Genomic DNA, 19,025 nt, shown 5'->3' with positions numbered 1-19,025 from the left:
CCTGTTTCCTGTCACGGCGCGTCGCCGGCGGGCCAAGCCCCGCCGGCCGCGCCCGGTCCCTGAATCCTTCCGGAGAACGCAATGAAAAAGAGCACCCGCATCATCTGCACCGGCACCCTGGCCACCGCGGTGGTGGCCGCCCTGTCGGCATTCGCATCGGGCTACCTGACCGGTGGCACGCCCTGGCCACCTGCGGGCCTCAGCACGCTGGCCACGACCGCTTCGACCAGCGGCGGCGCCATGCAGGGTCCCGCCGTCCCCGGGGCGTCGACCGCGTCGCGCGGCAAAAGCATGCTGCCCGGGGCGCCCGCGCAATCCGGATTCGATCGCTTCATCGTGCGCCAGCGTGATGGCGCGCGCACCGTCCTCAGCGGCGCTTCCATGCGCGATGCGGTGCAGGCCGCCGCGCGGCGCGCGGGCGTGGGCGGCCCGCGCGCTTCGGCACGAGGTGCCGAAGCGTTGGACGTACAGCATCTTCGCCGGATGGCGAGTGGTGCCGACGTGGTCCGGTTGTCGCGAAAACTCAGCCGCGGCGAGGCCGACGCCCTGCTGGCGGAACTGCGCGCCGATCCGGCGGTGAAGTACGCCCAGCCGGACTACATCAAGCACCGGCTGGATTTCATCCCCGATGACCCGCGCTTCGATCTGCAATGGCACTACACCCATCCCACCGCCGGCATCGGCATGCCCGCGGCCTGGGACCTCAGCCACGGCGACGGCGTGGTGGTGGCGGTGCTCGATACCGGCTACCTGGACCATGCCGACCTCAATGCCAACATCGTGCCGGGCTACGACTTCGTGCATGACCCGGAAGTCGGCGGCGATGGCGACGGCCGCGATCCCGATGCGCACGATCCCGGCGACTGGTACGGCGGCGATCCCAGTTCCTTCCATGGCACCCACGTGGCCGGCACGGTCGCGGCCACCACCAACAATGGTGCGGGCCTGGCGGGCGTGGCGTTCGGTGCCAAGGTCCAGCCGGTGCGCGTGCTGGGCCATGGTGGCGGCTACACCTCGGACATCAGCGACGCCATCGTGTGGGCCTCCGGCGGCCATGTCGACGGCGTGCCCGACAATTCCGATCCCGCGGAAGTGGTCAACCTCAGCCTGGGCGGCAGCGGTTCCTGCAGCCAGGACCCGGCGACCCAGGAGGCGATCGATGGCGCGGTGGCGCGCGGCGTCACCGTGGTGGTGGCCGCCGGCAACGACAACGCCGATGCCGGGTTCTATTCGCCGGCCAGTTGCAAGGGCGTGATCACCGTGGGCGCCAACGGTATCGACGGCGCGCGCTCATGGTTCTCCAACTACGGCGCCTCCGTCACGGTCACCGCGCCGGGCGGCAATGCCACCAGCGGATCGGATCCGGATGATCGCTGGATCTGGTCGCTCGGCAATGCCGGCACCCAGGCGCCGGTGCCGAGTCCGGAGGGCGATCGCCTGATGGGCATGATCGGCACTTCGATGGCCAGTCCGCACGTGGCCGGCGTGGTCGCGCTGATGCAGGCCGCGGCGAACGCCGCCGGTCGTCCGCCGCTCACGCCCGAGCAGGTCAAGCAATTGCTGAAGGGCACCGTGAAGCCCTTCACCGTGCCGCCGCCGGTCAGCAAGCCGCAGGGGCCAGGGATTGTCGACGCCGCCGCCGCGGTGCAGGCGGCGACCCAGGAGATTCCGGAAGACGAGGGTGAACTGCTCAGCAATCGCGTTGCCCTGGCCGCGCAGACCGGCGCGGCGGGCGATTCGCTGCTGTATCGCATCGTGGTGCCGGCGGGTCGGACCAGCCTCAACCTGCGCAGCTACGGCGGCAGCGGCGATGTGTCGATCTACGTGGCGCGCGAGCGGGTACCCACGACGACGCTATACGACCGCAAGTCGGTCAAACCCGGAAACAGCGAAGCGGTACTGATCACCAACCCGGCGCCGGGAACCTACTACCTGCGCGTCGTCGGCGAAACCGCCTTCGGAGGCGTATCGGTGATGGGGCTGTATTGATGGCCGGCGGGCGGGTGGCGCATTGGCGCCATCCGCCCGCATTCCGGCCTCCGGTCGCGAGGGGCTTTGCTCATGCGGCGAGGCCACCGGCGCGAGCGCCGTTCAGAACATCTTGATCGAAAGGACGCGGCCGCGCTTGCGCGCGTAGGGCTGGTAGCCCTGGAGGATGTCGTAGCGTATCGGCGAGCCGTTTCCTTCCGTCTCCACGTAATGGCAATTCGCGCTGAGCTCGCCGTCGAACTCCATCGCCTGGGTAACGCCGTGACCGGCGCTGCCGTCAATCCAGGTGAATTCCAGAGCCTGCGGCTTCGTATACAGCCTCAGATCGCATGCCGCCGGGGCCATGTGCCGAAGCGCATAGGCGGCGTGGGTCAGTTCTCCGCGATAGTGGTACAGGTGGCGGCGCCGGGGTTGGGACAGGTCACCCGCGGGAATGAATTGACCATAGCCGCGGATGGTGATGACACGGCCGCTGACTTCGGTGAACTGGAACGGCGGGGTGTCCTCGTCGGGAACCTGCTGCCGCGCCAGGATGGCGCGGGCCCGCTCTGGCGACAGCAGGGTATCGTCCTCGCGGCCCCCGTGTCCGGTGACGTGGAAATCGTTGATGTCCGACAGCATCTGGCGGAGCAGGGCTTCGTCGGGGGCAGGGTGCCTCCAGCGCACGTTTCCGGCGCAGCCGGCGGCCAGCAGCGCCAACAACGCTGGCGCGAGGATGGGGCGGAACTTCGATTTCATGACGGATCGGGACTCGGAAAAGCGGAGATTCTGGGTCGGGCGGCGGCCCGGCCCCATAGGAATGCTCCCAGAAGCCGCCGCTCCACGCTTCGGGCGGGCGAGGTCGGCGGCGGCTTGTTACAATCCCCGGTTCCTCTGTGTGCCCCCCACCTCCCGCCATGATCGAACTGAACCCCATCCGCCAGCGCATCGCCGACCTGCAGAGCCGGCTGGTTTCGCTACGGGGGTATCTTTGACTACGATTCCAAGCGCGAACGCCTGGAAGAAGTGAACCGGGAGCTGGAAAGCCCCGACATCTGGAACAACCCCGAATACGCCCAGCAACTGGGCCGCGAGCGCTCGCTGCTGGACAAGACCGTCAACGGCATCCGCGAGATCGACGAGGGGCTGATCGGCTCCAGCGAACTGCTGGAACTGGCCGAGAGCGAGAACGACGAGGAAACCGCGCAGGCGGTGGTCGAGGACGTGGAGCGCTTCGCCGGCCGGGTGGACAAGCTGGAATTCCAGCGCATGTTCTCCGGCGAGATGGACAGCGCCAACGCCTTCGTCGACATCCAGGCCGGTGCCGGCGGCACCGAGGCCCAGGACTGGGCCGAAATCCTGCTGCGCATGTACCTGCGCTGGGCCGAGTCGCGCGGCTGGAAGGTCGAACTGATGGAAGCCAGCGATGGTGAAGTGGCCGGCATCAAGTCGGCGACCTTCCGGGTCGAGGGCGACTACGCCTACGGCTGGCTGAAGACCGAGATCGGCGTGCACCGGCTGGTGCGCAAGTCGCCGTTCGATTCGGACAACCGCCGCCACACCAGCTTCACCTCGGTGTTCGTGGCGCCGGAAGTCGACGACAACATCGACATCGAGATCAATCCGGCCGACCTGAAGACCGACGTCTACCGCTCCTCGGGCGCCGGTGGCCAGCACGTCAACAAGACCGAATCGGCCGTGCGCATCACCCACGTGCCCAGCGGCGTGGTAGTGGCCTGCCAGACCGAGCGCAGCCAGCACGCCAACCGCGATCGCGCGATGAAGATGCTGAAGGCCAAGCTGTACGAGATCGAGATCCAGAAGCGCAACGCCGAGAAGAACGCGCTGGAAGCGACCAAGGCCGACATCGGCTGGGGCAGCCAGATCCGCAACTACGTGCTCGATCAGAGCCGGATCAAGGATCTGCGCACCGGCATCGAGCGCACCGACACCCAGAAGGTGCTGGACGGCGACCTGGACGAATTCCTGGAAGCCAGCCTGAAGGCAGGCCTGGAAGCCGGCGCCAAACGCATCGACGCATAATCACCGGGCGGGGCGGCGTCCCGCCCGATCCCGCGGTCCCGGCCGCATCCACCACGTTTCCCCATCCCAATCCCTATCCCGCCATGACCGAACAGACCCCCGTGCCGACGCCCCACGCCGACGAGAACAGCCTCATCGCCGAGCGCCGCGCGAAACTGACGGCGCTGCGCGGGCAGGGCATCGCCTATCCGAACGATTTCCGCCGCGCCGATTACGCCGGCGATCTCCAGGCCCAGTACGCCGATGGCGAGCTGTGGACCGCCGAGAGCCTGGAGGCGGCCAACCGCCGGGTCAGCGTCGCCGGCCGGCTGATGGCCAAGCGGGTGATGGGCAAGGCCAGCTTCGTGCAGATCCAGGACGAATCCGGCCGCCTGCAGCTGTTCCTGCAAGCCAATGCGCTGGGTGACACCTACGACGCCTTCAAGGGCTGGGACATCGGCGACATCGTCGCCGCCGAGGGCGCGCTGACCCGCACCAAGACCGGCGAGCTGTCGGTCAAGGCCGACCAGTTGCGCCTGCTGACCAAGGCGCTGCGCCCGCTGCCGGACAAGTGGCACGGCCTTTCCGACGTCGAGCAGCGCTATCGCCAGCGCTACGTGGACCTGATCGTCACCCCGGAGGCGCGCGACGTCTTCATCAAGCGCTCGCGCATCATCCGCGCGATCCGCGAATGGCTGGACGCGCGCCGCTTCCTGGAAGTGGAAACGCCGATGATGCATTACATCCCCGGTGGCGCCGCGGCCAAGCCGTTCGTGACCCATCACAACGCGCTGGACATGGATCTCTACCTGCGGGTGGCGCCGGAGCTGTACCTCAAGCGGCTGGTGGTCGGCGGCCTGGAACGCGTCTACGAGATCAACCGCAACTTCCGCAACGAGGGCGTCAGTACCCGCCACAATCCCGAATTCACCATGCTGGAACTGTACGAGGCCTATGCCACGTACAACGAGATCATGGATCTGACCGAATCGGTGATCCGCGATGTCGCCCATGAAGTGCTGGGCACGGGTGCGGTGAGCTGGGAAGGGCAGGCCATCGATCTGGAGCCGGCGTTCCGCCGCTGGCGGATGGACGAGGCGGTTCGCCACCACAATCCGGAGATCAGCCTGGCCGACTGCACCGATCGCGAAGCGCTGGCGAGCCATTGCCAGCGCCTGAAGATCGCGGTCAAGCCGTCCTACGGCTGGGGCAAGCTGTTGCTGGAGATCTTCGAGAAGACCGTCGAGCACACCCTGATCCAGCCGACCTTCATCACCGATCATCCGGTCGAGGTCTCGCCGCTGGCCCGCGCCAACGATCGCGACCCGGGCTACACCGATCGCTTCGAACTGTTCATCAACGGCAAGGAGCTGGCCAACGGCTTCTCGGAGCTCAACGATCCGGAAGACCAGGCGGCCCGGTTCCAGGCCCAGGTGGCGGCCAAGGAGGGCGGCGACGACGAGGCCATGCACTACGACGCCGACTACATCCGAGCGCTGGAAGTGGGCCTGCCGCCGACCGGTGGGCTGGGCATCGGCATCGACCGGCTGGTGATGCTGCTGACCGGTTCGGATTCGATCCGCGACGTGTTGCTGTTCCCGTACATGCGTCCGGAACACCACGGCTGACGCGAACGGTCGCGCCGCGACAGGCCAGGTGACGCGCTGGGGCGATTTGCCTGCCCGGAACCCGTCACCCGCCATGTCCGGACCTGGCGTGCGGCTCCCCTCCGGCCGCCGGAACCGCCCATCCGTTTCCCACGAAACGCCCGCCCTGCGGGCGTTTTATGTGACTACTATCCCGATTTTCCGGTTCCGTCGGCGACCTGAACCGCACTGGCACGCTTTCTGCGTCAAAAATCCCACGCTCCGTGGTCCGGCGTCGGGTTCATGACCCCGCCAACGGCCGCGGACCCCGCAGCAGTGGTCAGCGATACACGCAGGAAACGGTTCCCATGCTAGATGCCAGCGCAGCCATCGCCGGAGTATCCTTGCCCGACAGTCACTTCATGTGGCCACAAGGGGCGGGAAGCGCTTTGAATATCGTCATCGTCGATGACCAGACTTCGGCGCGCACGATGCTGCGCCATGTAATCGAGGACATTGCCTCGGAACTGAGCGTGCACGACTTCGGGGATCCCCAGGTCGCGCTGGAATGGTGCGAGAAGAACCGCACCGATCTGCTGCTGCTGGACTACCGCATGCCGGGCATGGACGGACTGGAATTCGCCCGTCGCTTCCGCCGGCTGCCGCTGCACCGCGACATTCCCATCATCCTGATCACCGTGGTCGGCGACGAGCCGATCCGGCAGGCGGCGCTGGAAGCCGGCGTCATCGATTTCCTGGTCAAGCCGGTCCGCCCGCGCGAACTGCGCGCCCGTTGCCGCAACCTGCTGCAACTGCGCCAGCAGTCCGAGAACGTCAAGCAACGGGCCCTGTCGCTGGAACAGCGCCTGCTGTCGAGCATGCACGAGGTCGAAGAGCGCGAACGCGAAACCCTGTCGCGACTGGCCCGCGCCATCGAGTACCGCGACAGCGGCACCAGCGCCTACCTGGAGCGCATGGCCCACGTGGCGGCGCTGATCGCCGACGAACTGGGCCTGCCGGAAGACGAGGTCCGCGCCATCGAGCTGGCCGCGCCGCTGCACGACATGGGCAAGATCGCCATTCCCGATTCGGTGCTGATGAAGCCCGGTCCGCTGACCGAGGACGAGACCGACGTCATGCGCCGGCATCCCAAGATCGGCCACCAGTTGCTGTCGGGCAGCCAGAACCGTTTCATCCAGACCGGCGCGATCATCGCGCTGCGCCACCATGAGCGTTACGACGGCAGCGGCTATCCCGATGGCCTGGTCGGTGACGAGATTCCGTTGGAAGCCAGGATAGTGGCGGTTGCGGACGTGTTCGACGCGCTGATCTCGCCCCGGCCCTACAAGAAGGCCTGGGAGAAGGACGCGGCGCTGGCGTACCTGTACGCCCAGCGCGGCCGCCTGTTCGACCCCTCCTGCGTGGATGCGCTCATCCGCGGGCGGGAACGTCTGGACGACATCTGCGAGCGCTACTCGACGGTGCAGAGCCGTCCAGGGATGGAATGAGTCATGGAACGCAATCTGGTCTCATGGATCAAGCATCGTCTGGCCAACCGGCCGGACAGTGAGCACGGCCAGACGGCGATCCGCGTGATCATCTTCACCGGCGTGATCGTCTACATGGGCGTCGCCGCCCTGTATGGCACGCTGCCGCCGGACGTGTACCGCTGGTCCGCGACCATGAGCGGGGTCGGTGCCGCGATCGGCCTCATGCTGTTCATCGCGATCCTGCTGGAGCCGGGCAAGTCGCACGTCCGCCGGGTCATCGGCATGCTCACCGACTACGGCCTGATGACCGTGGCGATGGTGCTCAAGGGCGAGCCGCTGGCCTGGCTGTACGTGATCCTGATGTGGGTGACGGTCGGCAACGGCCTGCGCTACGGCAACCGCTATCTGCTCGGCGCGGTGGCCTCGGCCTGTATCAGCTTCGGTATCGTGCTGATGGTCAGCCCGTACTGGCAGCAGAACCTCAATCTCGGCCTGGGCCTGTGGGTCGGCCTGATCGCGGTCCCGATGTACCTGTCCGGCCTGCTGCGCGATCTGACCCGCGCCACCGAGGAAGCACGCCGGGCCAACGAGGCCAAGAGCCGCTTCCTGGCCAACATGAGCCATGAATTCCGCACGCCGCTCAATGGCCTGGCCGGCATGTCCGAACTGCTGGCGACCACCCGCCTGGACAGCGAACAGCGCGAATGCCTGTCGACCATCCAGGCTTCCACCCGCAGCCTGCTGGCGCTGGTGGAGGACGTGCTCGACATCTCGGCCATCGAGGCCGGAAAACTCAAGCTCAACGTGGTCGATTTCTCGCCGCGCGAGCTGGTCGAGAGCATCGGCCTGATCCTGCTGCCGCAGGCGCGCGGCAAGCAGCTCAACTACGAAGTGCACTTCGACGACGACGTGCCCGCGGTGCTGCGCGGCGATTCCGGACACCTGCGCCAGGTCCTGCTGAACCTGGCCGGCAACGCGGTCAAGTTCACCGACAAGGGCGAGGTGCGCCTGCAGGTCGCCCTGGCCGGCAGTCCGAACCGGCTGCGCTTCACCGTCACCGATACCGGCATCGGCATTCCCGCCTCGGTCCGCGAACGCCTGTTCGAGGCCTTCGAGCAGGCCGACGTCAGCCTGGCGCGTCGCTATGGCGGTACCGGCCTGGGCACGACCATCGCCAAGGGCCTGACCGAGGCGATGGGCGGCACCATCGGTTTCGAGAGCAGCGAACAGCGTGGCAGCTCGTTCTGGGTGGAATTGCCGTTCGAAGCCGTGCAGCCGCGCGAGGTCACCCCGGCCATCCAGGTGCCGGCGAACTGGCTCGACGACGCCAACGCCAAGCCCGGCGCCGAAAACATCATCGCGTTCTCCGATCCGTTCCTGCGTCATCGCGCGCGGGTGCGCAGCATGCAGATCCTGGTCGCCGACGATCACGAGGCGAACCGGATGGTCGTGCAGCGCCTGCTGCAGAAGGCCGGTCACCGGGTGACCTGCGTCAATGGCGGCGAGGACGTGCTCAACGCCCTGGATTCCTTCGACTACGATGCGGTCATCTGCGATCTGCACATGCCCGATGTCAGCGGCCTGGATCTGTTGAAGCAACTGCGGGTGATGGAAGCCGGCTCCGGCCAGCGCACGCCGGTGGTGATCCTGAGCGCCGACGTCACCCCGGACGCGATCCGCAACTGCGAACGCGCGGGTGCCCGCGCGTTCCTGGCCAAGCCGGTGGTGGCGACCCGCCTGCTGGATACGCTGGCGGAAATCGCCACCAATGGTTCGATCACTTCGCAGGCACAGGCGCAGGCGCCGGTGCCGACCACCGCGATGCGGGCGGGCGACGAGATCCTCGACATGACCGTGCTGGACGAACTCGGCGCGCTGGGCATGGGCGAAGCCTTCGAGCGCGAATTCATCGCGCAGTGCCTCAACGATGCCGACGGTTGCATCGGCGCGATGGCGCACGCGATGGAACATGGCCAGGGCGAACACCTGCGCGATCACGCGCATGCGCTGAAGGGCGTGGCCAGCAACCTGGGCCTGATCAAGCTGGCGGCGGCGGCGAGTGAACTGATGCGCCTGGCCGACTGGCAGATCGCGCGCGAGTGGCGGCAACGTCTGGCGGCGGTGAATTCCTATCTGGCCCAGGGCAGGGCGGCGCTGGAAGCACGCGAACGGTCACGCCATTCGCCCGATCACGGCAGCCACGAGCGCAACTGATCGGCGGTTGCGTGATGGCGGAAAGGGGATGGCTCAGGCGGGCGGCCACGGCCGTCCCGCCATCCGGGGAAGCATCGCGCAGTCCCCGCCCCCTGTAGTTGGCTGCGATTCGATCGTCGATCAGGCGGCCTGCATGGCACGCTTTTCCTGCGCGCGCACGATGCGCTCCATCATCCGCAGTGACTTGTCGCCCAGCGCCAGCGCGGTATCGACCCACACTTCGGTGATGTTCATCAGCTCGTCGTAGCTGACCCGCTGGGCCAGGCCGCGCACCGTGTTCATCGCCAGGTGGGAGTAGGGCGCACGCTGCTGCTGGCGGATCAGATCCTGCACGGCGGCTTCGCCCTGGCCCTTCGGCACCAGGATGTCGACGATGCCCATCTTGTGGAACTCCTCGCTGGAATACATGTTGCCTTCCAGGATGATGCGTTCGGCCAGTTGCGGCGAGACGCGCTTGCACAGGAACGAATAGGCGCCCATGCCCGGGAACAGTCCGAACAGGACTTCCGGCAGGCCCATTTCGACGCCTTCCTCGGCGACGATGGTGTGGCAGGCCAGCGCCATCTCAAGGCCACCGCCCAGCGCGTCGCCCTGCAGCAGCGCGATCGTGCGCACGTCGCCGCCCAGTCCGGTGTGCAGGGTGTACACGCCATCGATGCAACGGCGGGCGTACGACAGCAGGTGTTCGCGGTCGTTGCTGCGGATCAGCTTGGCGAACAGATCCAGGTCGCCGCCGAGGTTGAACGCCGGCGCGGACGAGGCCAGCACGAAATGGCGCAGGCGACCGGACTGGCGCTCGCTCTCGCGCAGGGTGATCGAAGAGGTGAAGCTCCACATTTCATCCAGCAGTTCGCTGCGGAAGCACGGCCGGGAACCCTTGCCAGCGTCGTTGTGCATGTACATCCAATGGCTGTTGCCATCGGGCGCGGACTCCACGCGGATGGTGGAGAAATTGCGGGTGCGCTGAAGTTTTTCGACGTTGTTCATGACGACTCCTGGTGGCCTGTGGCCGATGGTGTGGGGATTGGTATTGGGGACGTGCTGGGCACGGCGCGATGCTACACCTGAACGGATAGTGAAAAGACGACGCACACTGACTGACCGGTCGGGGACAGCATTTATCCCTTCCCATCGTTCATAAATGTGATGAAAATCTCAAATTTAACCCTAAAGTTTTGACGGACAAAAAGAAAGGCCGGCTTGCGCCGGCCTTCCGATTTCAGTGGGTGGCCCCGGTCTGGGGCGGCTCCCGGAGCTCCTTGCGGAGGATTTTCCCGACATTGGTCTTCGGGAGCTCGGTCCGGAATTCGATGTAGCGGGGCTGCTTGTACCCGGTCAGGTTGTCCCGGCAGTACGCCTTGATCTTCTCTTCGGTCAGGGCCGGGTCCTTCTTGACCACGAATACCTTGACCGCCTCGCCCGAGCGTTCGTCCGGCACGCCGATGGCGGCCACTTCCAGCACGCCTTCCAGGCCGGCGATGACGTCCTCCACCTCGTTGGGGTACACGTTGAAGCCGGACACCAGGATCATGTCCTTCTTGCGATCGACGATATAGAAGAAGCCCTCGGCATCCATCTTGGCCATGTCGCCGGTATGCAGCCAGCCCTCGGCGTCGATGACCTTGGCGGTCTCCTCCGGACGCTGCCAGTAGCCACGCATCACCTGCGGCCCCTTGATGCACAGTTCGCCGACCTCGCCGAGCGCGACCAGGTTGCCGTCGTCGTCCTTGAGGCAGGCGTCGGTGGAGGGGATGGGCAGGCCGATGGCGCCGTTGTAGTCCTTCAGATCCATCGGGTTGATGCAGGCCGCCGGTGCGGTTTCGGTCAGGCCATAGGCTTCCACCAGGGTGATCCCGGTGACCTTCTTCCAGCGATCGGCCACGGCGCGCTGCACCGCCATGCCGCCGCCGAGGGTCAGGTGCAGGCGCGAGAAATCGACCTGGTCGAAGCCGGGCGTGTTCAACAGGCCGTTGAACAGCGTGTTGACGCCGGTGATCGCGGTGAACTGGATCTTGCTGATCTCCTTGACGAAGTTCGGCATGTCGCGCGGGTTGGTGATCAGGTGGTTGGCCGCGCCGAATTTCATGAACACCAGGCAGTTCGCGGTGAGCGCGAAGATGTGGTAAAGCGGCAGCGCGGTGACGATCAGTTCGCCGTCGGCCTTGACGTCGCGGCCGATCCAGGCCGAAGCCTGCTGCATGTTGGCGACCATGTTGCGATGGGTCAGCATCGCGCCCTTGGCCACGCCGGTGGTGCCGCCGGTGTATTGCAGGAAGGCGATGTCTTCCGGTGCGATGTCGATATCGGGCAGGGCATGCAGGCGGCCCAGGGTCAGCGTGTCCTTGAAGCGGACCGTGCCGGCGATGTCGTAATCGGGCACCATCTTCTTGACGTACTTGAGCACGAAGTTGATCAGCGGTCCCTTCGGGAAGCCGAGCAGATCGCCCAGGCCGGTGGTGATTACCTGCTTGAGCGAGGCCAGTCCGGGAATGGCTTCCTGCACGGTCTTGCCGAAATTGTCCACGACCAGCAGCACGCTGGCGCCGGAATCGGACAACTGGTGGCGCAGTTCGCGCGGGGTGTACATCGGATTGACGTTGACCACCGTCAGGCCGGCACGCAGCACGCCGAAAATGGCGACCGGGTATTGCAGGCAGTTGGGCATCATGATCGCGACCCGATCACCCTTCTTCAGTTTCAGCTCGCCGAGCAGGTACGCGGCGAACTGCTTGCTGAGGGTGTCGATCTCGCCATAGGTCAGGCTCTTGCCGAAGTTCGAGAACGCCGGACGGTTGCGGTAGCGGTCGATGGCCGTCTCCAGCACCGAGACGATGGAGCGGTATTCATCCAGATCAATCTCGTGCGGAACGCCTTCCGGATAGCTCTTGAACCACGGACGGTCTTGACTCATCTTCTACTCCCTCCCCAGGGCCATGCTTCGGGTATGTTTGCAGTGTCGGCGCCTGCGCGCCGCGTGGGGTCCACGACAGGGAGCATACCGTTCCGGATGGAAAAGGCGAAGGGTGCGAAGGGCGTAATCCCGATGCTGCGGCGGCACGCTGCGTTGCCCGGATGGAGCGGCGCGATGCTGGCGGTGATGCTGGTACTGGCCGGATGCAGCCGGAGCTCGCCGGAACAGCAACTGCGTGATCAGTTCGCGGCCTTGCAGCAGGCGGTCGAAGAGCGCCAGCCGGCCGAGGCGATGGACGGGGTCGCCGAAGATTTCTCCGGCCCGGCGGGCATGGATCGTGCTGCGTTGCACAACCTGCTGCGCGCGCAATTGCTGGCCCGAGACAGTATCGGGGTGACCACGGGGCCGCTGGAGGTCAGCCTGCAGGGCGACACCGCGACGATTCGTTTCGACGCACTGCTGACCGGTTCCGGTCGCGGGCGTTGGCTCCCCGACAGCGCCCAATCGTATCGGGTCACCACCGGTTGGCGCCGGAATGGCGACGACTGGCGGCTTTACTACGCGGAGTGGCAGGCGGGCCCGTGAACCTGCCGGGTCAGCGGCAGCGCAGGTAGGGGGAACCGGCCACCAGCGCACGATTGCGCGGCGACAGCGGCGGGCCACCGGCGTATCCCTCGTCGTGCGGCGTCAAGCTCAGCACCCCCGGCTTTTCGTCCGCGTTGAAGGTCATCAGCACCGGATAGGCGCCCTCGCGGCCGAACGGAAAGAACCACTGGCTGCTGCCTTCGTAGAAGTTGCCGCCGTAGCTGGCCGCGTACTCCAGTCGCGCCACCCGTTCGCTGCGTCCTTCGAGCTCGAAGACCATACCGCTGGCATCGACGGCGATCCGCGGCTGCCGTTGGCAATCGCCCCCCGGCGCGTAACGGCCATGCAGGTTCGGGAAATCCTTCATGCCGGTGATCTCGACAGCGTGCACGGCCGGGATGCAGGCGAGCGCCAGCGGCAGGAACCAGCCGGCCAACGATGGGGTACGCATGATGTTTCCCGGCGGACCGGCGAATCCGGTCCTGTCAACGGATGCCACGCCGAAGCCGCCCGGAACCGGCAACCGCCGGGCGGATCTTCCGTAAGTTGATCCTCACGCAGTACTGGCGGTCACCCGCCTTGCGGGAAAAGATCCTGTCGCTGCAGGAGCGACGTCAGTCGCGACCGGGATGCCCATCCAGCCGTACCCGTCGCGACTCACGTCGCTCCTACAGGGAAGACAGCGGCGTCCGCCCCAGTCACGCTTGCTTGAAACCAGAAACCGCTGTGCGGATGTGTCGGGACACGATAGAAACCCAGGCAGACTGCTGCATCCCACCTTGTAGGAGCGACGTAAGTCGCGATAGCCGGCACGCAAAGCATCGCGACTCACGTCGCTCCCACAGAGAGAGACACCACCCCCGTAGGAGCGACGTAAGTCGCGACCGGAATACCCGCCAGCCTTCGCGACTCACGTCGCTCCTACAGGGAAGAGAATGACGCCCGACGCTCGTGGGAGTATCGGGCGCCGTTTCGTTCAAGCCGCCTTGCGCGCCGCCAGCTGGCGGAGCACGTAGTGCAGCAGGCCACCGTGGCGGGCGAAACCGGCGCGTTTGCGAGCCATGGCTCGCGCGCCGGGAGAGCGCCCCGCGTGCTTCGCGGGGCGGGGCTTTCGCTGTTTCAGCGTCCGATTACGCCGCCTTGCGCGCCGCCAGCTGGCGGAGCACGTAGTGCAGCAGGCCACCGTGGCGGAAGTACTCGACTTCCTTCGGCGTCAGCAGCAGCACCTTGACCTGGAAACGGATCTCCTGTCCGTCGGCGCGGCGCGCGGTGACGGTGGCCACCTTCGACGCGCCGTCCTGCAAACCGGCGATATCGAACACCTCCGAACCGTCCAGTCCCAGGGTCTGCGCGTTCTGCCCGTCGATGAACTGCAGCGGCAGCACGCCCATGCCGACCAGGTTGGAGCGGTGGATGCGCTCGAAACTCTCGGCGAACACCGCCTTCACGCCCAGCAGGTTGGTGCCCTTGGCCGCCCAGTCGCGCGAGGAGCCGGTGCCGTATTCCTTGCCGGCCAGCACCACCAGCGGTACGCCATCGGCCTTGTACTTCATCGCCGCGTCGTAGATCGACAGCTTTTCCGGCGTCCCGCCACCCGGCGGGTGGTACAGGGTGTTGCCGCCTTCCTCGCCGCCGAACATCAGGTTCTTGATGCGGATGTTGGCGAAGGTGCCGCGCACCATCACGTCGTCGTTGCCGCGGCGGCTGCCGTAGCTGTTGAAATCCACCGGCTGCACGCCGCGCGAAATCAGGAAGCGGCCCGCGGGCGAATCCTTCTTGATGTTGCCGGCCGGCGAGATGTGGTCGGTGGTGATGGAATCGCCGAACAGGCCGAGCACGCGCGCGCCATGCACGTCGTCGATGCCGCCGGTCGCCATCGTCATGCCTTCGAAGTACGGCGGATTCTTGATGTAGGTCGAATCCGAATCCCAGGCGTAAAGATCGCCATCGGGCGAAGCGATGGTGTTCCAGCGGGTATCGCCCTTGAACACGTCGGCGTAGTTCTTGGCGAACATCTCCGGCCCAATGGTGCGGGCGATGAAATCGCCGATCTCGCCGTTGCTGGGCCAGATGTCCTTCAGGTAGACCGGCTGGCCATCGCTGCCGGTGCCCAGCGGCTGGGTGGTCAGGTCGATGTCGGTGGTGCCGGCGATGGCGTAGGCGACCACCAGCGGCGGCGAGGCCAGGTAGTTCATCTTCACTTCCGGATGCACGCGGCCTTCGAAGTTGCGGTTGCCCGACAGCACCGACGTCACTACCAGGTCGCCGGTGGCGATGCCCGCGCTGACTTCCACCGGCAACGGGCCGGAGTTGCCGATGCAGGTGGTGCAGCCGTAGCCGACCACGTAGAAGCCCAGCTTCTCCAGGTCATCCAGCACACCGGCCTTTTCCAGGTAGTCGGTGACCACGCGCGAGCCCGGTCCCAACGAGGTCTTGACCCACGGCTTGCGGTTCAGGCCCTTGGCTGCGGCGTTGCGGGCCAGCAGGCCGGCGCCGATCATCACCGCCGGATTGGACGTGTTGGTGCAGGACGTGATCGCGGCGATCACGACGGCGCCGTCCTTCAGCCGGACCTTCTGGCCTTCGGTCTCGATGTCGGCGTAACCGCGGCTCAGCGCCTCGTTGCCCACCGCCGAGCCGCCGCCCTCGGCGACGAAATCGGAGATCGCCTCGCTGCGCTTGTCGCGCGCCTCGGCGAACGGCTGCAGGTTGTCGCGGAAGTTCTGCTTCACGTCTTCCAGCAGCACGCGATCCTGCGGACGCTTGGGACCGGCCAGCGACGGCTTCACGTCGCCCATGTCCAGGTGCAGGGTCGCGCTGTACTGCGCATGCGGGCTGTCGGCGTCGTGCCACAGGCCCTGCGCCTTCGCATAGGCCTCGACCAGCGCGATCTGCGCCTCGCTGCGGCCGGACAGGCGCAGGTAGTTCAGCGACTCGGCGTCGATCGGGAAGATGCCGCAGGTGGCGCCGTACTCGGGCGCCATGTTGCCGATGGTGGCGCGGTCGGCCAGCGGCAGGTGCTGCAGGCCGTCGCCGTAGAACTCGACGAACTTGCCGACCACGCCCAGCTTGCGCAGCATCTGGGTGACGGTCAGCACCAGGTCGGTTGCGGTGGCGCCTTCGGGCAGCTTGCCGGTCAGCTTGAAGCCGACCACCTGCGGGATCAGCATCGAGGAGGGCTGGCCGAGCATGGCCGCCTCGGCCTCGATGCCGCCGACGCCCCAGCCCAGCACGCCGATGCCGTTGATCATCGTGGTGTGCGAGTCGGTGCCGAACACGGTGTCCGGATAGGCGAGGGTCTCGCCGTCCTTCTGCGCGGTCATCACCACCCGGGCGAGGTTCTCCAGGTTCACCTGGTGGACGATGCCGGTGTTGGGTGGCACCACCTTGAAGTTGTCGAACGCCTTCTGGCCCCAGCGCAGGAAGCTGTAGCGTTCCTTGTTGCGATCGAATTCGATCTTGCCATTCAGATCCAGCGCGTCGGGCTTGCCGAACACGTCCACCTGCACCGAGTGGTCGATGACCAGTTCGGAGGGGATCAGCGGGTTGATCTGGTCGGGATTGCCGCCCAGCTTCACCACCGCGTCACGCATCGCGGCCAGATCGACCACGCAGGGCACGCCGGTGAAGTCCTGCAGGACCACGCGCGCCGGCATGAACGCGATTTCGGTGTCCGGCTCGCGGGTGGCATCCCATTTCGCGACCGCCTCGATGTGCTCGGGAGTCACGCTGACCCCGTCCTCGCAGCGCAGCAGGTTCTCCAGCAGGATCTTCATCGAGTAGGGCAGGCGGGCGATGTCGAAGCGCCGGCCCAGCGTGGGAAGGCTGAAGTAGGTATAGGACTGGCCGTTGACGTCGAGACGGCTGCGGGTGGAGAAAGAGTCGCTCATGCGGGGTGCTCCTTTGCGAATGCTGGCGATGGCAACGGCCATGGACCGAATGCTTGCGGGACGCAGGCGCCGGCGTGGGGAACCGCGGGCGGCACATGGCATTGTCCCCCAAATGGTGTTGCAGATGGAATCAGGCAAGGGCCGGCGGTGGATCGCAGTGTTGCTGGAAAGGGCTTGCCACGAGATCCGGGGCCGGAACGGGCCCCGGATGTTCATCCTCCCTTCCAGAGGCGCTTGAGGGTATGCAGGAACTCCTCGGCCACCGGTGACAGCTGCGCGCCGCGGCGACGCACCACGCCGATCGTCCGCGAAACCACCGGATTGGCGAGCGGGCGCGTCACCAGGGTGGCATGTTCGCCGCGCGGCGTGGCCATCTTCGGCAATACCGAGATGCCGACGCCGGCTTCGACCAGCCCGAGCGAGGTGGACAGGTGGGTGACCTCGTAGAACCAGTTCAGCCGCAGGTTCTCGCGCGCCAGCGCGCCATCGAGCAGGGTGCGGTTGCCGCTGGTGCGGTGCACGGTGATGAGCCGGTGCGGCGCCAGGTCGCTCCAGCTCACCTTGCGCTTGCGGGCGAGCGGATGATCGCGCCGGCAGGCCAGCACGAACGGATCCTCCACCAGTGTGTCGAAAATCAGATCCGGATCCGAAGCCCCCATGAAGTTGATGCCGAACTCGACTTCACCGCGTTCCACCGATTGCAGACCCTCGGTGGCGGGAAGATCCAGGATGCGGAAGCGCACCTGCGGATGGTCCTGCTGGAAGCGCGCGATGACGCTGGGCAGGAAGTAGAACGCCGCGGTCGGCAGGCAGGCGATGGTGACCTGCCCGCCACGATGCTGGTCGCTGCCACGCAATGAAAACAGCGAGCCGTCGAACTCTTCGATGAGTCGCCTCACCAGCGGCAGCAGGTCCTGCCCGAGCGCTGTCGGCACGACATGGCGGGTGGTCCGCTCCAGCAAGGGGGCACCGACGTTCTGTTCGAGCTTCTGGATGCGCCGGCTGAGCGCGGGCTGGGAAAGATGCAGGGTTTCCGCGGCGCGATGGAAGCTGCGGGTTTCGCTCACCAACAGGAATGCACGCAGGTCGAGGATTTCGCAATTGATGCTCATGGCCTATCAATAATCGAAAAATTTGCAATTCTCAAATCGGCCGTGCCCATGCCAGTATCGAATCATGTTCTTGAATTAATGTGATTTTTGCATGGATCCGGCCGCCGATTCGAATGACCTGCTCAGCCTGCCTTGCGTGCTCATGCGCGGCGGCACTTCGAAGGGGCCGTTCTTTCTCGCATCGGATCTGCCCACGGAACCGGCGCTGCGCGACCGCATCCTGCTGGCGGTGATGGGGGCCGGTCATCCGCTGCAGATTGACGGCATCGGCGGCGGCAACGCGCTCTCCAGCAAGGTCGCCATTGTCGATCGCGCCAGTCGCCGGGATGCCGACGTCGATTACCTGTTCGCCCAGGTGGTGAATGACCGCCAGATCGTGGATACCAGTCCCAATTGCGGAAACATGCTCGCGGCGGTGGCGCCGTTCGCGATTGAAGCCGGTCTTGTGGCCGCCCGCCATCCCCAGACCCAGGTGTGCATCCACAACGTCAACACCGGCAAGCTGATCCGCGCCACCGTGCAGACCCCGCAGGGCAGGGTGTCCTATCGCGGCGACACCCGCATCGCCGGTGTGCCGGGGCAGGCCGCGCCGATCACGTTGTCGTTCCTGGACGCGGCGGGAACCCGCACCGGCGCGCTGTTGCCCACCGGCACGCCACGCGAACGGATCGACGGCGTGGATGTCAGTTGCGTGGACTGCGCGATTCCGATGGTGCTGATGCAGGCCTCGGACCTTGGCCTGTCGGGCGATGAATCGCCGGCGCGGTTGAATGCCGACGCAGCGCTGTTGCGCCGCCTGGAAGCCATCCGGATCGAGGCAGGTCGGCGGATGGGCATCGCCGACGCCGGCGAACGGGTGATTCCCAAGCCGGTGCTGCTGTCGCGTTCGGACTCCGGCGCCGCGCTGCGGGTGCGCTATTTCATGCCGCATCAATGCCACAGCGCATTGGCCATCACCGGTGGTGTCGGCATCGCGACCGCTACCGTGACCGACGGTACCGTCGCGCATGCGCTGGCGGGACGGAGGGAAACCGTCGGCCCGCTGCTGCTGGAACATCCGGGCGGATGCCTGGAAGTGACGCTGGAGCGCGACGCTCCGGACGCGCCCGTCGTGGCCAGCGTCGTGCGTACGGCGCGACGCCTGTTCGAGGGCCGCGTGTTCGCCAACGAGTCGCGCCGGGACGCGCGGCGCAGCCAGGCGGCCTGAGCCGGCCCGCGACGCGGCCACATTCCGATTCACCAACGCT

13 protein-coding genes are annotated in these 19,025 nt (G+C 66.4%); 7 read left to right on the top strand and 6 right to left on the bottom strand.

The features are described 5' to 3' along the window. The first annotated feature begins 81 nt into the window (after nucleotides 1–81). The gene (locus tag IQ458_RS01715; protein WP_203321708.1) at nucleotides 82–1,989 is read left to right on the top strand and encodes a S8 family peptidase; all 1,908 of its coding nucleotides are present in this window, start codon (nucleotides 82–84) and stop codon (nucleotides 1,987–1,989) included. Between the two features lie 102 nt (nucleotides 1,990–2,091). On the opposite strand, the gene IQ458_RS01710 is transcribed toward IQ458_RS01715, so the two are convergent. After that, a complete protein-coding gene (locus tag IQ458_RS01710) occupies nucleotides 2,092–2,727 on the bottom strand; it encodes a hypothetical protein (protein ID WP_203321707.1) in 636 nt (211 codons plus the stop codon). Between the two features lie 158 nt (nucleotides 2,728–2,885). Here IQ458_RS01710 and prfB point away from each other — a divergent pair. From prfB to IQ458_RS01690, 4 genes are all read left to right on the top strand, one after another. After that, nucleotides 2,886–4,011 (top strand): peptide chain release factor 2 gene (gene prfB, locus IQ458_RS01705; protein ID WP_183641536.1). Its coding sequence is split into 2 segments (ribosomal slippage): nucleotides 2,886–2,960 and nucleotides 2,962–4,011, totalling 1,125 coding nucleotides; the frame shifts between segments, so codons are not numbered across the junction. An 83-nt stretch (nucleotides 4,012–4,094) separates the two neighbouring features. After that, complete coding sequence (lysS, locus tag IQ458_RS01700; protein WP_192197798.1) at nucleotides 4,095–5,618, top strand: lysine--tRNA ligase; 1,524 nt, start codon at nucleotides 4,095–4,097, stop codon at nucleotides 5,616–5,618. A gap of 380 nt (nucleotides 5,619–5,998) precedes the next feature. Beyond that, nucleotides 5,999–7,084 (top strand): cyclic di-GMP phosphodiesterase response regulator RpfG, encoded by a 1,086-nt coding sequence (rpfG, locus tag IQ458_RS01695; protein WP_225562299.1) that lies wholly within the window; start codon nucleotides 5,999–6,001, stop codon nucleotides 7,082–7,084. 3 nt (nucleotides 7,085–7,087) lie between these two features. Beyond that, complete coding sequence (locus IQ458_RS01690; protein WP_203321706.1) at nucleotides 7,088–9,280, top strand: ATP-binding protein; 2,193 nt, start codon at nucleotides 7,088–7,090, stop codon at nucleotides 9,278–9,280. Nucleotides 9,281–9,400: 120 nt separating this feature from the next. Here IQ458_RS01690 and IQ458_RS01685 read toward each other — a convergent pair whose 3' ends face one another. Both IQ458_RS01685 and IQ458_RS01680 read right to left on the bottom strand, forming a co-directional pair. Then, nucleotides 9,401–10,267, bottom strand: coding sequence for a crotonase/enoyl-CoA hydratase family protein (locus tag IQ458_RS01685; protein ID WP_183641527.1), 867 nt, complete (start codon nucleotides 10,265–10,267; stop codon nucleotides 9,401–9,403). A 232-nt stretch (nucleotides 10,268–10,499) separates the two neighbouring features. Then, the gene (locus IQ458_RS01680) at nucleotides 10,500–12,191 is read right to left on the bottom strand and encodes a long-chain fatty acid--CoA ligase (RefSeq protein ID WP_183641525.1); all 1,692 of its coding nucleotides are present in this window, start codon (nucleotides 12,189–12,191) and stop codon (nucleotides 10,500–10,502) included. 132 nt (nucleotides 12,192–12,323) lie between these two features. Between IQ458_RS01680 and IQ458_RS01675 the strand changes: the two genes are divergently transcribed. Continuing rightward, the gene (locus IQ458_RS01675) at nucleotides 12,324–12,776 is read left to right on the top strand and encodes a nuclear transport factor 2 family protein (protein WP_235996580.1); all 453 of its coding nucleotides are present in this window, start codon (nucleotides 12,324–12,326) and stop codon (nucleotides 12,774–12,776) included. A 10-nt stretch (nucleotides 12,777–12,786) separates the two neighbouring features. Here IQ458_RS01675 and IQ458_RS01670 read toward each other — a convergent pair whose 3' ends face one another. The 3 genes from IQ458_RS01670 to IQ458_RS01660 form a co-directional block, all read right to left on the bottom strand. Further along, nucleotides 12,787–13,227 carry a hypothetical protein gene (locus tag IQ458_RS01670; protein WP_183641523.1) on the bottom strand — a complete coding sequence of 147 codons (441 nt, stop codon included), beginning with the start codon at nucleotides 13,225–13,227 and terminating at the stop codon, nucleotides 12,787–12,789. Between the two features lie 679 nt (nucleotides 13,228–13,906). Continuing rightward, complete coding sequence (acnA, locus tag IQ458_RS01665; RefSeq protein ID WP_192197799.1) at nucleotides 13,907–16,666, bottom strand: aconitate hydratase AcnA; 2,760 nt, start codon at nucleotides 16,664–16,666, stop codon at nucleotides 13,907–13,909. A gap of 212 nt (nucleotides 16,667–16,878) precedes the next feature. Then, complete coding sequence (locus IQ458_RS01660) at nucleotides 16,879–17,778, bottom strand: LysR family transcriptional regulator (RefSeq protein ID WP_183641518.1); 900 nt, start codon at nucleotides 17,776–17,778, stop codon at nucleotides 16,879–16,881. A 91-nt stretch (nucleotides 17,779–17,869) separates the two neighbouring features. Here IQ458_RS01660 and IQ458_RS01655 point away from each other — a divergent pair, with 91 nt between their 5' ends. Beyond that, entirely contained in the window at nucleotides 17,870–18,985 is a 1,116-nt protein-coding gene (locus IQ458_RS01655; protein WP_203321705.1) for a 4-oxalomesaconate tautomerase, read from the top strand. Nucleotides 18,986–19,025 lie beyond the last annotated feature (40 nt).

Origin of the sequence: Pseudoxanthomonas beigongshangi (genome assembly GCF_016820515.1) — a bacterium.
Lineage (GTDB): Bacteria > Pseudomonadota > Gammaproteobacteria > Xanthomonadales > Xanthomonadaceae > Pseudoxanthomonas_A > Pseudoxanthomonas_A beigongshangi.
This window is presented reverse-complemented; position numbering and strand designations above follow the sequence as displayed.

Coding starts and splice junctions, on each gene's coding strand:
- IQ458_RS01690 (WP_203321706.1), top strand. CDS start 7,088: ATGGAACGCAATCTGGTCTCATGGATCAAGCATCGTCTGGCCAACCGG.
- IQ458_RS01655 (WP_203321705.1), top strand. CDS start 17,870: ATGGATCCGGCCGCCGATTCGAATGACCTGCTCAGCCTGCCTTGCGTG.
- acnA (WP_192197799.1), bottom strand. CDS start 16,666: ATGAGCGACTCTTTCTCCACCCGCAGCCGTCTCGACGTCAACGGCCAG.
- IQ458_RS01670 (WP_183641523.1), bottom strand. CDS start 13,227: ATGCGTACCCCATCGTTGGCCGGCTGGTTCCTGCCGCTGGCGCTCGCC.
- IQ458_RS01675 (WP_235996580.1), top strand. CDS start 12,324: ATGCTGCGGCGGCACGCTGCGTTGCCCGGATGGAGCGGCGCGATGCTG.
- lysS (WP_192197798.1), top strand. CDS start 4,095: ATGACCGAACAGACCCCCGTGCCGACGCCCCACGCCGACGAGAACAGC.
- rpfG (WP_225562299.1), top strand. CDS start 5,999: ATGTGGCCACAAGGGGCGGGAAGCGCTTTGAATATCGTCATCGTCGAT.
- IQ458_RS01680 (WP_183641525.1), bottom strand. CDS start 12,191: ATGAGTCAAGACCGTCCGTGGTTCAAGAGCTATCCGGAAGGCGTTCCG.
- IQ458_RS01685 (WP_183641527.1), bottom strand. CDS start 10,267: ATGAACAACGTCGAAAAACTTCAGCGCACCCGCAATTTCTCCACCATC.
- IQ458_RS01715 (WP_203321708.1), top strand. CDS start 82: ATGAAAAAGAGCACCCGCATCATCTGCACCGGCACCCTGGCCACCGCG.
- IQ458_RS01710 (WP_203321707.1), bottom strand. CDS start 2,727: ATGAAATCGAAGTTCCGCCCCATCCTCGCGCCAGCGTTGTTGGCGCTG.
- IQ458_RS01660 (WP_183641518.1), bottom strand. CDS start 17,778: ATGAGCATCAATTGCGAAATCCTCGACCTGCGTGCATTCCTGTTGGTG.